Here is a 13857-nt window from a genome sequence, read left to right as displayed (position 1 = left end):
AGCCTTGCCGGGTCGATGCGCAGGCATCGCCTCACGCGCCCAAGTGCCGAACGATTATGTCAGCGGGTCTTCACGCAATGACGGGGGCATTACCGTGTTCTGTGCGCGTCGATTCCGGGGTTTGTCACCTCGGGCGGCAGCCCCTTGCCATGGGCATTTCGAGACCGCTGCATCGCCACGCCCATCTCGTCGCCCCCGATCTTCGGAACAAGGCTTTTACGTGTTATGAACGCGCCGAAACACGCTTTTTGTGTGGCTCATACAGGTGCAATCTCCTCCTGGAGCGCCGCGGCCGTTTTCCCCCGATGTCGCGCCGTCGCTTACGCCTTCGCACAAGCAGAAATGAGTCCGGCACCAGCCGGTTAGGAGACACGATGTTCAAATGGTTGAAGGATTTAACACCGCGAGAGATGACCACCCTGCGCGCCTGTTTCGCGGGATGGACGCTCGACGCCCTCGATGTACAGATATTCAGTTTCGTCATCCCCACGCTGATCACTGCGTGGGGCATCGGCAAGCAGCAAGTGGGCATTCTCGGCACGGTGGCACTCGTGACCTCGGCCGTCGGTGGATGGCTGGCCGGCGTGCTCGCCGACCGCTTCGGCCGCGTTCGCGTATTGCAGATCACCATCATCTGGTATGCCGTTTTCACCTGTCTGTGCGGCTTTGCTCAGAACTTCGAGCAGTTTCTGGTGTTCCGTGCGCTGCAGGGCATCGGTTTCGGCGGGGAATGGGCCGCCGGCTCCGTGCTGATCGCCGAGGTGATCCGGGACAAGTACCGCAGCCGCGCGGGTGGATTCGTGCAAAGCGGATGGGCCGTGGGCTGGGGAACCGCCGCTTTGCTCTACACCGGATTGTTCTCGCTGCTGCCCGAAGACACCGCCTGGCGCTGGCTGTTCTGGATCGGCATCTCGCCTGCGGCGCTGGTGTTCTTCCTGCGTCGCCATGTCGAGGAGCCCGAGATTTTTGCCCGCAACAAGGCCAAGGCACTCGCCGGCAATGCCGGCGGCTCACCGCTCGACGTCTTCCGTGGCAAGCTCCTCTGGACAACCATCAAGCTCGCGATCTTCACGACGGGCTGCCAGGGCGCCACTTACATCTATCAAGTCTGGCTGCCCACGTTCCTGCGCACCGAGCGCGGCCTGTCCGTCGTCGGCACCGGCGGGTTCACCGTCGCACTGATCGCCGGTTCATTCATCGGCTTCGTGGTCGGTGCTCACCTGGGCGATGCCATCGGTCGTCGCAAGACATTCTTCATCAGCAACATCGGGGCCGCATTGATGCTGGTCGTGTACATCGTGCTGCCGATCAGCAATAGCGTGATGTTGCCAAGCGGTGTGCTGCTGGGCATGTTCACGTACATGGTGTTCGCGCCGCTCGGGCCGTACCTCAGCGAAATCTACCCGACGGCGATTCGCGGCTCCGGACAAGGTTTTTGCTACAACGCGGGCCGTGGCATGGGCGCCGTGTTTCCCCTGCTGATCGGCTTCTTCGCCTCGCAGATGCCGCTGAGCAAAGCGATTGCGATCACTGGTTTCGCTGCCTACGGGTTGATGTTCCTGGCCTTGTGCCTGCTGCCCGAAACGAAGGGACGCGGGTTGCAGGATTCGGTACACGCCCCCGATGACGCTACATCCCACGACGTCACGGGCAGCGTGCCTGCGAACCCTCGCTGACATCGATGACGACATCGCCGCAGCGATAACCACGGAAAACCGGCTCGCCCGATGGACACCCTCACGGTCCCTCGGGCGATGCGTTTTCGAGTCGGGCATGTTCGACGTGTCCCGATGCCACAGCTCACTCCCCCGAAGTCATACGCCTTATGTCGATTGCCTGTTTGCCAGCCTCGCCTCACGTCCGTTCCCCTGAAATCCCGGCACCGCGCGGCGCGTGCGATTGCCATCTTCACATCCTGGGCGACGCCACGATCTACCCGTTCTCGACGCCCCGCGACTACACGCCACCTCGCGCGTCTCTGGGCGACTGGCAGCGCATGGCCGCCACGCTGGGGCTGGAACGCATGGTCATCGTCCAGCCCAGCGTGTACGGCACGGACAACCGATGCACGCTCGACGCGCTGAGCGCCGCCGGTCCGGCGCGGGCGCGCGCGGTCGTAGTCCTCGACGGTGACGTCACGCCCGCCGAATTGCGCCGGCTTCATGATCTGGGCGTTCGCGGCGTGCGCTTCAATCTGGTCAATGCCGGTGGATTGACGCCGGACGTCATCGAGGTCATGGCGAACCGCATTGCGCCACTGGGCTGGCATCTTCAGTTTTATGTCGACGGTCCGCAACTGCCCGCGCTGAGCCCACTGATCGAACGACTGCCGACGCCCGCCGTGATCGACCACATGGGACAGATTCGTGCGAATTCGCCGACGTACGAACAGGAGGTCGCCGCGCTACTGCGGCTGCTTGCCAACGGCAAGACATGGGTCAAGTTATGTGGGTATCGGGCGTCGACGCGCGCCTATCCGCATGCGGACGTGGCACCGCTTGCACGGGCCATCGTCGCTGCCGCGCCGCATCGCTGCGTCTGGGGGACCGACTGGCCGCACACCGGGCTCCTGAGCGGCATGCCTGACGACGGCGCACTGCTCGACTTGCTGACGTCGTGGACGCCCAGCCTTGAAGTCAGAGATCGGATCCTTGTCGACAATGCGGCCGAGCTTTACGGATTCGCCAACGACCTGACGACCCGCCAAGACGGCTAAAGCCCCTGATGCAGCTAAGGCGGCTGGCGACCGATCAGGACCGCGCAGGGGGACGCCGTGCGCCCTTCTTCGAGCCCGTTTGGCCGATACCGGCGATGCTCACGAACGCCTCCACCAGCTCCGAGCGCACCGATGTGCGCAACCACGCCATGCCGACGCGTCGTGTCGGACAAGGCGCCGGCAAGGGCCATCGACGCAGTTGCGAATCCGGGGGGCCTATGAAAGCCCAATCGGGCAGCACGGAAACACCGAACCCTTCCGCAACGAGTTTGGCGATGTGCTCGATGCCGTCCAGCTCGAACTGGACATTGGGTCTCACACCTTTCGCTCGCAGATACTCATCCGCCATTTTCCCCGCGACGACACGGCGGTCATAGCGGATGAACGGCTCCTCCGACGCGGTCCGCAATGGGTCCTTCACGTCGAGATGGGCCTGCGTGAGCAGAATCAGCGGCTCCTCTCTCAACAGATGCCAGGCACAGGTTTTCGGCAGCTCGAACGTCGGGTGAACGATGATCGCGGCGTCGAGTTCCCCCGACGTCACGCGTTCGAGCAAAGTGGCGGACGTACCGGGCTCGATGTAGATCGGAATCGCAGGATGTGCCTGCTTCCAGCGGCGCAGGAACGGCGGCAGCAGTCCCATCAACGCCGTAGGCGTGGCGCCCAGACGCAGCGGTCCGGCGGGGAGCCCCGTGTCCGATGCAGCGGATCGCAGGTCGCGAACGTCCCGGAGCAAGTCCTTGGTGCGATCGAGAATGCGCGCGCCGACGACGGTCGGTTTGACGGTGCGGCCCGCACGCGTGAGCAACTTGGCGCCGATGTCGTCTTCGAGCGCACGAATCTGCTGCGCCACCGTCGTCGGTGCGAGATCGAGCCGACGCGCCGCTTCCGCAATGGAACCGGACTCGACGACGGCGACGAATATCTGAAGGAAGCGAGTGTCCATCGACGTATTTTACGTGCTCTGAACATACGAGACACCGCTTTTTTAGCGGTTCAGCCGCGGGCACACTGTCTTCGTACTTCATTACCCAACCGTCATCGAAGGAGACATGCCGTGCCCATCATCCAATCCATCGAAGTCTGCGCCGCCTGCGTGCCGCTGGACAAAGTGACTTCGTTTTCCAGCCGCACCGTCAGCGAGCGTCACTACGGGCTGGTCAAAATTCGCACCGCAGACGGTATCGAAGGGATCGGCTTCTGCTACGTCGGCAGCGCCGCCGGTGAACTGTTCCGTGTCGCGGTCGAACAGTTGCTCGCGCCGGTGATTCTGGGCCGTGACTCGCTCGCCGTCGAAGGTCTCTGGAAAGACATGTATCAGGAGTCGCTGCTGCAAGGACGCATGGGCACCGTGATGCGTGCATTGAGCGCGATCGACATCGCACTTTGGGACATCAACGCAAGGAGTGCCGGGCTGCCGCTGCACAAGTACCTGGGCGCTGTCGACATGGACACGGTGCCGGCTTATGCCAGCGGTGGTTACTACGTCGAAGGCAAGACCGCCGAAATGCTGGGCGAAGAGATGGCCAGCTACGCGGCGATGGGCTTCAAGGCCGTGAAGATGAAAACCGGGCGGTGGTCGCCGCAGGGCGAGGAGTCGCGTGTGCGCGCGGCACGCGAAGCGATCGGCCCGAACGTGGAGTTGATGCTCGACTGCAACAACGGCTGGATCGACACCGTTCAGGCAATGCAGTACCTCAGCCGCATCGAAGCATACAGCCCGTACTTCATCGAGGAACCGTTCAGCCCCGACGACATCGAGAGCCACGCGCGGCTAGCCAAGCTCACGCGCATTCCTGTCGCCACGGCGGAAATCGGATACGGCCGGTGGTACCACAAGCAATTGCTCGATATGGGCGGGGCTGCGATTCTGCAAACCGATGCGGCGGTCTGCGGCGGCATCACGGAATGGAAGCGCATCGCCGCCATGTCGGCGGGCTACGGCATTCAGGTCTGCCCGCACTGGTTCCACGACGTTCACGCGCCACTGGTTGCGGCCACACCGAACGCCCGTTACGTGGAGTTCTTCTGGGACGACCAGGTGCTCAACTTCCGTCAACTCATCGATCGTCAGCTCGACCACAAGGAAGGTCGCGTCGTGCTGCATCAGACACCGGGGCTCGGGTTCTCGTTCGACGAGCAACAGGTCGCGAAGTTTGGTCGCTGGACGAAAGTTTCGCGATAACCGGGTGACACGGCAACGCCAAACCCTTGTCGCGTTGCACGTCTTCGCCGCGCGCTCGATCATCGCCCCCAACCAAGTCCCGGGGGCGATGATTGCGACACCTCTCACTGCATCGTCAGTTTGCTGAAGCCCGGATCGATCATTCGCGCATTGGCGAACCGATGCAGCGAGGCGAGGATGCGCGCCTTGTCGAGGCCGTCAGTGATGAACACCAGGCGGGAGGTCGATACCTTGCCTTCGTCTTGTGGTCCCGCTGGCAAATGTCCCGGCGGGTAGACACGATGACGCACGCCCTGCACGACCAGTTGCCCCGGCGCGGAGCGTACCGACAGGACCGACTTGAAGCGCAGGATGCGATCTCCATGCCGGTTGAGCAACGCCGTCAGCCAGACGGAGAACGTGGCCCAGTCGAGTGAGTCGTCGAGCGCCGTCGAGAAGCTTTGTATCGAACTCGTGTGGGCGTGCGTGCCGGACTGGCGTGCCACCGCCGTGTCGTTGATGGCGGTGGCTTCGCCCGGCGCGAAGAGTGCATCGGGCACTTCGCTCGTCATGATGGCGCACGCGGGATTGACGGCACGAACGGCGTCCACGAGCGTGCCCAGTCGACTCTCGTCGAGCAAATCGGTCTTGGTCAGCGCCACCCGGTCTGCGGTCGCCAGTTGTGCGGCGGCTTCGGGAAACCGGCCGAGCGATTCAATCCCCTCTAGCGCATCGAACGTCGTGATGCAGGCGCCGACGCGCAAATACTCTTCGAGATTCTCGTCCGACAGTACCGTGCCGAGAATCGGACCGGGGTCGGCCAGACCGCTGGTCTCGATGATGATGCGCTCAAGCTCGGGCAACTCGCCGCGTGCTCGACGCGTAAGCACGTCGAGCAGCGTTTCGCGCAGATCGTCGAGTACGGTGCAGCACAGGCAGCCGTCGGCAATGGTGGCGATCTCGGAGTTGAGATGCAGCGTCAGACGGTCGTCGATCGATTCGCGCCCGAACTCGTTGATGATGACCAGCGTCGACGCCGGTGGACGCCCCGCCAGAAAACGCTTGAGCAACGTGGTTTTGCCACTGCCGAGAAAGCCCGTGACGATATTCAGTTCGAGGCGCGGTACGAGTCTGACCATGATGATGGAGCGATGACGAACTCGCCCTCCAGAGGATCGATGAAAGTGTCGCCCAGTTGCTCGGCAACCCGCCAGAGCGTGGACAGATCGGAGGCCAACTGACGTCGGCCGCTGGCGTCTTCCACGGCGTAAGACTCACCGTCCCAATCCTCGGCCTTCAGGCCATAGGGACGCAGGATCCGGTTGATAAGACGCAGACGGCGCGCTCGCTCCGCCCGGTTCTCGAGAATGCCGGCGGCCACCGAATGCTGGCCCATCGGATCGCCCGCATCCGTCCAGTGTTCGCTCACGCCGAAGACAGCACAGACTTCACACATCTTTTCCCCCTTCAGACGATGCACTCGACAACGTGCCCACCGCCATGCTCCCCAACGCGCTGAGCGAGATGTACTCGGTCACACGTTTGCGCGCGAGATTGGTGTGCGAGGCCGACAGCCGGTCGGCACGCTCGGCGTCGCGCTCGCGCATCGCGTCGAGAATCTCGCGGTGCTCCTCGAGAATCTTGTTCAGGTGCGCCTGCCGCGCGTCTTGCGTCGGAAACGTCTCGTAGCTCATCGCCAGCCGCGCGATCCGCAAATTCTCCGTGAGCAAGTTGGCGTAGATCTTCGAGAGCACGCGATTGCCGCAGGCGTTGCCGATGGCCAGATGCAACTCCCAATTGCCGTCGATCATGCCGTTGACGTCCTGCCGCTCGTGCGCCTTCTCGAACGCGACGACCAGCGCTTCGATGCGTTCGAGATCGGCTGGCGTGCGCCGCAGTGCGGCCAGTCGCGTGGTCGCGCGCTGCGCGAGTTCGAACGCTTCCAGATGCTCCTGCAATTGCGGGATGTCCATCGACGACACCCGTGCGCCGCGATTGGGCAGCAGCGAGATCAGCCCTTCTGCCGCCAGCCGGATCATGGCTTCGCGTAACGGCGTGCGCGAGATTCCCAGTTCATCGACGAGCGCCTGTTCGTCGATGTCATCGCCCGGATGCATCTCCAGCGAGACGATGCGCTCGCGCAGCAACTGATAGGCCTTGGAAGCCCCGGAACCCTTGATGTGCTTGGTTGCCGCCTCTTGAACGGCTTCTGCTTTCTTGCGCATTGCGAGACGAAAAATAGACGAAAAGTGAACAAAAAGCGGATCGATTGATGGGCAGTGTAGCGAACAATCCCCACTTGACACAACATTTTTATACACAAACAATTTGTCGTGTATTTACTGTGTATTTTGGAGATTGCAATGAATGACGAACCGATGGATCTCGTGATCCGACGTGGACGGGTGCATACCCCGGAAGGGTTTTCGACGCTGAACGTCTGCGTTCGGGGCGGGAAAATCGTGGCCCTGACAGACGAGGCGAACACCCCGCCGGCGGCACGTACCGTCGATGCGAACGGACTCGACGTGCTCCCGGGGCTGTGGCATGTGCACTGCCACTTCCGTGAACCCGGTCATACCTACAAGGAGGATTTCACGTCGGGCACCACCGCGGCGGCAGCGGGTGGCATCACGTTCTGCATCGACATGACGAATAACGATCCGCACCCGACCACGCTGGAATCGTTCATGCTCAAGCGCGAGACGATCGCCCCGAAGGCGCTGGTCGATTACGCGCTCTACGGCGGCGGCCTCTACCCGAAGACGGTCGAGGCGCTCGCCGGTGCGGGCGCCATCGGCATCAAGGTGTTCAACACCCGGCACGTCAAGGAGGTGTATCCGTACATCTCGGAACTGGGCGTCGTCGATCACGGCATCCTGCACGAGCTGTACGAGGCGGTGGCCGACAAGGGACTGATCTGCGCCGTGCACCACGACGATTCCGAGTGGTGCAAGCGCCTCACGTTTCGCGACTACATCAACCCCGGCAAGACGAGCAACCGCGACTATATGGAAGCGTACGAGCGCGGGTACATGTACGGCCACGGCATGGCAGCCGGGCTGGCGGCGTCGATCTATTACGCGCGACTGACGGGCGTGCGTTTGCACGTGCTGCACATGGGCGTGATGCCGCCGGGCGCGAACGAGCTGGTGCGACAGGCCAAGGCGCAGGGGCAGGACATCTCCGGTGAAATGGAGTCCGCCACGCTGTTCATGACGCGCACGCAGGCGGAAAAGATCGGCCCGGGGGCTTATGCCTGGGCCTATGCCCCGGAGAATCACTGGCAGGCGGTTCACGACGGCACGGCGGACATGCTCGTCGGCGAACACGCGCCGCACACGCTCGAAGAGATCACCCCGGGCTGGCAGGACAACTTCTCCGTGCCGCTGGGCATTACCGGCGCGCAGGAATTCATTCCGCTGGTGCTCAATGCCGTGAATGAAGGCCGCCTGACGCTGCAGGACGTGGCACGCCTGTGTGCCGAAGCGCCGGCCAAGCGCTTCGGCCAATACCCGAAGAAGGGCCGTATTCAGATCGGGGCGGACGCCGATTTCACGATCGTAGACATGAAACGCGAGCAGACGTTTACGGTGGCCGACATGCATACGAAGGCCGGCTATACCGCATGGGAGGGCATCCGCACGACCGGCATGCCCGTCTACACCATCGTGCGCGGCGAAACGGTGATGGACCACGGAAAGATCGTGGGCACGCCGGGCCATGGGCAGTTCCATCCGGGCATCGGTGCGAGCGCCTGACGCCCATCTCACGCCATGCTGTAATTCTCATGACACCGATGCCGGCGCCCGTCGTCGGCATCCACAGACAGACCAGACCATGACGACCTCTCAATTCGACTCACGGCACGCGGGCGACACCCTGCTCACGTCCACGGCAAGCACAACGGCGGCATCCGTCGCCGGTGGGCTGACCCAGCAGGACATCGCCCGTCGGCTCGACCGCCTGCCGGTGTCCCGCTTCCATCTGACCGTGCTGATCGTGGCCGCGTTGTCGTTGTTCTTCGACACGCTCGACACCGTCATTACCGGCTTCGTGCTGGCGACGCTCAGACCGCTGTGGGGATTCGATGCCGCAACCATCGGCGTAATTTCCGCCATCGGCCTTGGCGGTTATCTCGTCGGCTCGGCACTGGCCGGGTTCGCGGCCGACCGATACGGCCGCAAACGCATGATCATGCTGACGCTGGTGCTTTATTCGCTGTTCTCGGCGTCGCGCGGATTGGTGAACGACGTCTGGTCCTTCGCCGCGCTCAACTTCTTCACGTGGTTGTTCGTCGGAGCGGAAAGCTCGATCGTTCCGCCCTATCTGGCAGAGCTTTGGCCCACGCGTGTGCGCGGCAAGCTCGGTGGCTGGATGATGGGTTTCTTCGCACTCGGCATCGCCGTGTCACCGATCTGGGCGCTGAACATCATTCCGCACTGGGGCTGGCGCGCGGCGCTGTTCCTGACGCTGCCGTTCGCGGTCGTGGTCGGCCTGATGCGCTCCGGTCTGCCCGAGTCACCGCGCTGGCTGCTGCAACGCGGACGCGCCGCCGAAGCGGAAGCGGTACTCGCGTCGATTGAGCAACGCGTCGGACGTCGCTTGCCGGAAGACGGTGTCACGACGAGCGCGCCCACGACACCCGCCGCCGCTGCATCGACCAAGCCGACGAAGGTCTGGCGCGCCCGCGACCTGCTCAGCCCGCGCTTTCGCAAAGTCACGCTGATGCTGTGGATGGCATGGTTTGCGGAATATGGTGTGCTCTATACGTTCATGACTTTCGTGCCGACGTTGCTGGCGATGGAGGGGTTCAGCATCGTCAAGTCGTTCGAGTTCTCGATCGCCATTTATGCGTCGGTGATCCCGGGTTATGTGTTCGGCGGTTACGTGGTCGACTGGCTCGATCGCAAGCCGACGGCCATTCTCGCGTTCATCGGGACTGCGATCTTCGGCACGTTGTTCGGGTTGTCCACCACGTCAGGGGCACTCATGGCATTCGGCGGGCTGATGGCGTTCTTTCTGGCGCTGGGTTCGACGGCCATCTACAGCTACACGCCGGAACTCTACCCGACGGAAATTCGCGCCACGGGCATGGGGCTGGCCTCGGCCTGGGGACGCGCCGGTGCGATTCTGCTGCTGCTCGTCTTCGGCGTCTTCGCCGTGCTCAAGGGCAAGCTGTTCGTGTTCGTGATCAGCGACGTCATTCTGTTGATTGCCGCCATCTGCATCGCACTGCTCGGCCCGTCGACGAAAGGCCGTTCGCTCGAAGATGCCTCCACGGGCGCCAGCGATTGATGGGTTGGGGGGTACGATGCGCGCCGCTCGTCAACGGCGGCGCCCGAAACGACATCGCCGTGCTGGCGCGCATCGGCCCCATGAATCCACGTCGGTTAGCCAAGCCGTAGCGACAGTTCCACGTCGCCGCCGAACGGCACCGACAGATAGCCGTTACCGGGTTCACGAACGTACGCCAGATACTCGGGGCTGAAATCGGCGTTATCGGCAACGATGAGTGAGCCCGGACGCAAGCGGTCTTCGACCAGCGCGAGTACGTCAGGGTAAAGCGCTTTGGCGCCATCGAGCAGCAGCAGATCGATGGTTTCGGGAAGGTCGGTCGCGAGTGTTTTCAACGCGTCCCCTTCCCGGATTTCCGCGAGATCGGCCAAACCGGCCTCCATCAGGTGCTCGCGCGCCTTCATCACTTTGCCCGGCTCGAACTCGCTGCCGATGAGGCGACCGCCGCCGTTGTCGCGCAATGCGGCGGCGAGGTGCAGGGTCGAGATACCGAACGATGTGCCGAATTCGACGATGTGCTGGGCGCGTGCGCTACGGGCAAGCATGTAGAGCAAGGTCCCGGTCTCACGCGAGACCGGCAACCACATGTCTTTCAAGCGGCCATACAGATCGAGGTATTCGGTCTTGCTGTGCATCAGCCGCTGCACTTCTTCGCGCGACACGTCGGCAAATGCGGGGCTGCCCGCGTCGTCGGCTTGCTTGAAGAGGCGGGTCAACAGCTGCGCCAGCGGTGCAGACGTCAAAGTTGTGTTCATGAGGGAAATCCAATCGGGTAGTTGAGCATCAGGCGCCGCCTGACTAAAATGCGATGAATTCGTCGCATTTAAAGTATGCGGCGAAACGCGTTTCCCCTCTATTCGCATTGCGCACGGGTCGCCAACGTCACCATGAACAGCCGTCGAAAGCCGCAGATTTCCTTGAGAAAACAGCCGAAACAGGCCCGTTCGTCGGAGCTTGTCGCCGCGATCCTCGAAGCCGCTATTCAGGTTTTGGCGAAGGAAGGCGCGCAGCGTTTCACCACGGCACGTGTCGCGGAGAGAGCCGGTGTCAGCGTGGGTTCGGTGTATCAGTACTTCCCGAACAAGGCGGCGATTCTGTTTCGGCTGCAAAGCGACGAATGGCAGCAGACGACAACGTTGCTCAGCGACATTCTGGAAGACGTCCGGACGCCGCCGTTCGAACGGCTCCACCGGCTGATTCACGCGTTCATCCAATCGGAATGCGACGAGTCCGAGATGCGGGTGGCGCTAGGCGATTCCGCCCCGCTCTATCGGGACGCGCCTGAGATGCAAGAGACGAAAGCATCGGGGGCACGGATATTCCAGACTTTCATCGACGAGGTACTTCCCGACACGCCGCAGGCGACGCGCGATCTGGCCGGTGACCTGATCGTCACGACGATGGCGACCGTCGGGAAGCAGTTCTCGGAAACGCCGCGGACGCCGTCAGAGATCAAGGCTTACGCGGGTGCGATGGCGGATATGTTTTGTGCTTATCTGAGGAGTATTGAGAAGCCGTTGCTGGCGCGATAGGCGCGTTGCGGTGTGCCCGCGATGTCTCAGGAAACGGTAATGCTCATGCCACCGTCGGCCATCAGCACGGAGCCGACGATGTAGCTGGCCTGATCCGAGGCCAGAAATGCGATGACTTCCGCGATTTCTGCGGGTTGTGCAGCGCGTCCGATCGGCGCTTTCTGGCCATGCTCCGCGAGGAAGCGCGGCCCATCCTGATGAATGTGATTCGTAATGTTGGTCACGGCGTCGCCTGAGCCGACGGCGTTCACGCGAATACCATGTGGAATGGCCTCCAACGCCAGGGCACGTGTCAATTGCGCGAGTGCGCCTTTGGATGCCGCGTAGGCCGCGATGGTCGGAAACGCTTGAAAGCATGCGTATGAACCGACGTTGACGATGGCGCCTGTGCCGGCAGTCGTCATGGGGCGCATGGCTTCGCGGGAGAACAGGAATGCCCCGGTTGCGTTGACGGCCATCACCCGATTCCAGTCATCGAGACTCATATCGGAGACCGTCTTGTTGATGATGATGCCGGCGTTGTTGACGAGGATGTCGAGCCGACCGAAGTGACTTAGCGCGACATCGACGGCGACCGCTGCACTGGCTTCCTGCGCCACATCGGCGACCAACGGCACGACGTCGGGGGCGGCTAGCGACATCACGTCCTCGCCAAGGCTCACGGCAACGATTTTTGCGCCCCGGTGGCGCAGCAATTCGACCGTGGCACGACCGATACCGCTGGCGGCACCGGTCACAATGGCCACCCGGCCATCGAAAGGTCGCGACGACGAGGCACAGGGGGCCATGTCTTGTTGAGCGTAATCCATGCTAATTCTCCGTTTGCCCGCGCCAATCCGTCGGTATGCCGGATTACAGGGGCGAGCGTCAGGATTCAATGCTAGGGGCGCACCCACATCCCGAATAGACAAGGTCCTATTGGATGATTGCCTATTCCTATCGATCACCTTGATGAACATGCCGAATGTGAGCAGAATCGTTGCTGATTCGTTAAAGCCCATCTGTCATGGCCATGTCGCCTGTCTTACCTCACCCCAGGTTTCGATCTGAACCCATTTCCCTACCGCAACGGGAAATGGTTGCGCTCATTGGACGACTCGCGCCTCACGAGGGCTACACGCGCTCGCTGCTGGACGGGGTGCGTTTCATGCGCGCCAATCGGCCATTGGGACTGACACCGGTACTTTATGAGCCGAGCATCGTCATCGTCTGTCAGGGACACAAGCGAGGGTATCTGGCGGATCGTGTCTTTCACTACGATGCGCAGCACTACCTTGTGCTTTCCGTCCCCCTGCCCTTTTCTACAGAAACCGATGCGAGCGAGACGCATCCTCTGCTTGCGGTATCCGTGTCATTGGACATGACGGCGGTCGCGGATCTGGTGATGGAGTTGTCCCCCAATGAAACACCCGTGAGCGCGGCACCCGAGGGCATTGTGTCAACGCCATTGGACGCAACGTTAGCGGATGTCACGCTGCGGTTGTTGCGTGCGTTGTCGTCGCCTTTAGAGGCGAAGGTACTTGCACCGGGGATCGTTCGGGAGTTGTGCTTTCGGGTGCTGGTTGGAGAGCAAGGTGGCGCCATTCGCGCTGCGCTGGCAAGCCGAGGCAATTTCGGACGAATCTCGCGTGCGTTACGTCGCATCCATCACGACTATGCGTACCCGCTGGACGTGGCGACGCTGGCACGCGAGGCAGGCCTTAGCATTCCGACGTTTCACGCGCACTTCAAGGCCATAGCGCGGACGTCTCCGATTCAGTACATCAAATCGATAAGACTGCATCAGGCACGTCTGCTCATCATTCGCGATCAAACGACCGCTGCGGCCGCGGCAGCGCGTGTTGGATATGAGAGCGCGTCACAGTTCAACCGGGAATTCAAACGACTCTTCGGACGCAGCCCCGGGCAAGAAGCCCGCGAGATGAAAGCCGCGTTTTCACTTTCCCCCGCGATACGGCTTGAGGGAATTGCGGCGAATCACTGAAGAGGCGCGCTTGGCATCGGGATGTTTGGCATCGGGATAACGGGTGCTATCGCCGATTGACCGTCGGCGTCATCACTGTCGCCTGCGCTATGAGTTCATGTGGATGCCGGTGCCGCAATTGGCTTTCGCACCGAAGTCGATATCGGCGCGATGGGTGAGTGTT

Annotated in this window: 13 protein-coding genes; 7 read left to right on the top strand and 6 right to left on the bottom strand. The window is 62.3% G+C overall.

What is annotated here, in order from left to right:
- Positions 1-410: 410 nt before the first annotated feature.
- On the top strand, positions 411-1676 hold the full coding sequence (locus A9762_RS06310; RefSeq protein WP_069341177.1) for an MFS transporter: 1266 nt from the start codon (positions 411-413) through the stop codon (positions 1674-1676).
- A 149-nt stretch (positions 1677-1825) separates the two neighbouring features.
- Positions 1826-2716: an amidohydrolase gene (locus A9762_RS06305; protein ID WP_069341176.1), complete on the top strand. Its 891-nt coding sequence runs from the start codon at positions 1826-1828 to the stop codon at positions 2714-2716.
- Between the two features lie 34 nt (positions 2717-2750).
- On the opposite strand, the gene A9762_RS06300 is transcribed toward A9762_RS06305, so the two are convergent.
- Complete coding sequence (locus A9762_RS06300) at positions 2751-3662, bottom strand: LysR family transcriptional regulator (RefSeq protein WP_069341175.1); 912 nt, start codon at positions 3660-3662, stop codon at positions 2751-2753.
- A gap of 111 nt (positions 3663-3773) precedes the next feature.
- Here A9762_RS06300 and A9762_RS06295 point away from each other — a divergent pair, with 111 nt between their 5' ends.
- Positions 3774-4901, top strand: coding sequence for a mandelate racemase/muconate lactonizing enzyme family protein (locus A9762_RS06295; RefSeq protein ID WP_069341174.1), 1128 nt, complete (start codon positions 3774-3776; stop codon positions 4899-4901).
- Between the two features lie 104 nt (positions 4902-5005).
- On the opposite strand, the gene A9762_RS06290 is transcribed toward A9762_RS06295, so the two are convergent.
- The 3 genes from A9762_RS06290 to A9762_RS06280 are packed head-to-tail and all read right to left on the bottom strand — an operon-like array spanning position 5006 to position 7105.
- Positions 5006-6019: a GTP-binding protein gene (locus A9762_RS06290; protein ID WP_069341173.1), complete on the bottom strand. Its 1014-nt coding sequence runs from the start codon at positions 6017-6019 to the stop codon at positions 5006-5008.
- Positions 5989-6336: a hypothetical protein gene (locus A9762_RS06285; RefSeq protein WP_069341172.1), complete on the bottom strand. Its 348-nt coding sequence runs from the start codon at positions 6334-6336 to the stop codon at positions 5989-5991. The genes A9762_RS06290 and A9762_RS06285 overlap by 31 nt, the downstream gene beginning before the upstream one ends.
- Positions 6329-7105, bottom strand: a complete 777-nt coding sequence (locus tag A9762_RS06280) for a GntR family transcriptional regulator (RefSeq protein ID WP_069341171.1) — start codon at positions 7103-7105, stop codon at positions 6329-6331. Before A9762_RS06280 ends, A9762_RS06285 begins: the two co-directional genes overlap by 8 nt.
- 138 nt (positions 7106-7243) lie before the next feature.
- Between A9762_RS06280 and A9762_RS06275 the strand changes: the two genes are divergently transcribed.
- Positions 7244-8641, top strand: a complete 1398-nt coding sequence (locus A9762_RS06275; RefSeq protein ID WP_083253679.1) for a dihydroorotase family protein — start codon at positions 7244-7246, stop codon at positions 8639-8641.
- Positions 8642-8720: 79 nt separating this feature from the next.
- On the top strand, positions 8721-10178 hold the full coding sequence (locus A9762_RS06270; protein WP_083253678.1) for an MFS transporter: 1458 nt from the start codon (positions 8721-8723) through the stop codon (positions 10176-10178).
- 95 nt (positions 10179-10273) lie between these two features.
- On the opposite strand, the gene A9762_RS06265 is transcribed toward A9762_RS06270, so the two are convergent.
- Positions 10274-10933, bottom strand: a complete 660-nt coding sequence (locus A9762_RS06265; RefSeq protein WP_069341170.1) for an O-methyltransferase — start codon at positions 10931-10933, stop codon at positions 10274-10276.
- Positions 10934-11008: 75 nt separating this feature from the next.
- On the opposite strand from A9762_RS06265, the gene A9762_RS06260 reads away from it, so the two are divergent.
- On the top strand, positions 11009-11710 hold the full coding sequence (locus A9762_RS06260; RefSeq protein ID WP_371442512.1) for a TetR family transcriptional regulator: 702 nt from the start codon (positions 11009-11011) through the stop codon (positions 11708-11710).
- A 26-nt stretch (positions 11711-11736) separates the two neighbouring features.
- Here A9762_RS06260 and A9762_RS06255 read toward each other — a convergent pair whose 3' ends face one another.
- Positions 11737-12519: an SDR family NAD(P)-dependent oxidoreductase gene (locus tag A9762_RS06255; protein ID WP_371442510.1), complete on the bottom strand. Its 783-nt coding sequence runs from the start codon at positions 12517-12519 to the stop codon at positions 11737-11739.
- 266 nt (positions 12520-12785) lie between these two features.
- On the opposite strand from A9762_RS06255, the gene A9762_RS06250 reads away from it, so the two are divergent.
- Positions 12786-13694 carry an AraC family transcriptional regulator gene (locus A9762_RS06250; RefSeq protein WP_069341169.1) on the top strand — a complete coding sequence of 303 codons (909 nt, stop codon included), beginning with the start codon at positions 12786-12788 and terminating at the stop codon, positions 13692-13694.
- Positions 13695-13857: the final 163 nt, after the last annotated feature.

The organism is Pandoraea sp. ISTKB, assembly GCF_001721285.1.
In the GTDB taxonomy this organism is placed as follows: domain Bacteria; phylum Pseudomonadota; class Gammaproteobacteria; order Burkholderiales; family Burkholderiaceae; genus Pandoraea; species Pandoraea capi.
The sequence above is the reverse complement of the archived record's forward strand: the minus strand, read 5'-3'. Positions and strand labels throughout refer to the sequence as shown.

What these genes read in the sequence shown, in the direction of transcription:
- A9762_RS06310 (WP_069341177.1), top strand. Translation starts at nt 411, where the DNA reads ATGACCACCCTGCGCGCCTGTTTCGCGGGATGGACGCTCGACGCCCTC.
- A9762_RS06305 (WP_069341176.1), top strand. Translation starts at nt 1,826, where the DNA reads ATGTCGATTGCCTGTTTGCCAGCCTCGCCTCACGTCCGTTCCCCTGAA.
- A9762_RS06300 (WP_069341175.1), bottom strand. Translation starts at nt 3,662, where the DNA reads ATGGACACTCGCTTCCTTCAGATATTCGTCGCCGTCGTCGAGTCCGGT.
- A9762_RS06290 (WP_069341173.1), bottom strand. Translation starts at nt 6,019, where the DNA reads ATGGTCAGACTCGTACCGCGCCTCGAACTGAATATCGTCACGGGCTTT.
- A9762_RS06285 (WP_069341172.1), bottom strand. Translation starts at nt 6,336, where the DNA reads ATGTGTGAAGTCTGTGCTGTCTTCGGCGTGAGCGAACACTGGACGGAT.
- A9762_RS06280 (WP_069341171.1), bottom strand. Translation starts at nt 7,105, where the DNA reads ATGCGCAAGAAAGCAGAAGCCGTTCAAGAGGCGGCAACCAAGCACATC.
- A9762_RS06275 (WP_083253679.1), top strand. Translation starts at nt 7,244, where the DNA reads ATGAATGACGAACCGATGGATCTCGTGATCCGACGTGGACGGGTGCAT.
- A9762_RS06270 (WP_083253678.1), top strand. Translation starts at nt 8,721, where the DNA reads ATGACGACCTCTCAATTCGACTCACGGCACGCGGGCGACACCCTGCTC.
- A9762_RS06265 (WP_069341170.1), bottom strand. Translation starts at nt 10,933, where the DNA reads ATGAACACAACTTTGACGTCTGCACCGCTGGCGCAGCTGTTGACCCGC.
- A9762_RS06260 (WP_371442512.1), top strand. Translation starts at nt 11,009, where the DNA reads ATGCGGCGAAACGCGTTTCCCCTCTATTCGCATTGCGCACGGGTCGCC.
- A9762_RS06255 (WP_371442510.1), bottom strand. Translation starts at nt 12,519, where the DNA reads ATGGATTACGCTCAACAAGACATGGCCCCCTGTGCCTCGTCGTCGCGA.
- A9762_RS06250 (WP_069341169.1), top strand. Translation starts at nt 12,786, where the DNA reads ATGGTTGCGCTCATTGGACGACTCGCGCCTCACGAGGGCTACACGCGC.